Raw genomic sequence first — 548 nt, forward strand, 5'->3', positions numbered from 1 at the left:
CTTACGATTGGGTTGGTTCCATTAGCTGCATCTAATTGCGTTTCGTAATACGTTAAGGTTATACCTGTTTGCCCATTTAAAATCTCGGCATTGGCTTCTTCTAAGATAAAAGCTTCTTGCTCATCTCCTGGGTTGTTTACATCACACAACTCTAAAGGTGCTGGTGTTACTAAAACAGGTAATGCATTAACAATTAATTCTAAGGCTATTAATTTGTAACAGCCTTCTACTGTAGTATTATCTTCTACACGTACCCAAATGATTTGATTAAAATCGTCTGTATTGGTATAAGCTAAAGGATTAGCTATAGGATTCAATCCGGTGGATGCATTTGCTTCACTTTCATAATAGCTTACAATATACTGCGTTGGATCTTGACCGTTTAATATTTCGTTTGCCTTAGTGGTTAAATCGAAGGTCGCAAATCCATCTGCTGAGATATCATCACAAACTTCTAATGGCGTTGGCGCTACTAGTTGTGGTGTTGGCTCTACAATTAAATCTAACTCCACAATCGTTGCACAGTCTGTAGCTATTGTTGCACTTTC

Annotated in this window: 1 pseudogene; it reads right to left on the reverse strand. The window is 37.8% G+C overall.

The window, feature by feature from the left end:
• Positions 1-548, reverse strand: a pseudogene (locus tag VDP25_RS17760) (hypothetical protein); the annotation flags it as partial.

The sequence above is a fragment of the Winogradskyella sp. ECml5-4 genome (genome assembly GCF_036903175.1).
Classification (GTDB): Bacteria; Bacteroidota; Bacteroidia; order Flavobacteriales; family Flavobacteriaceae; genus Winogradskyella; species Winogradskyella damuponensis.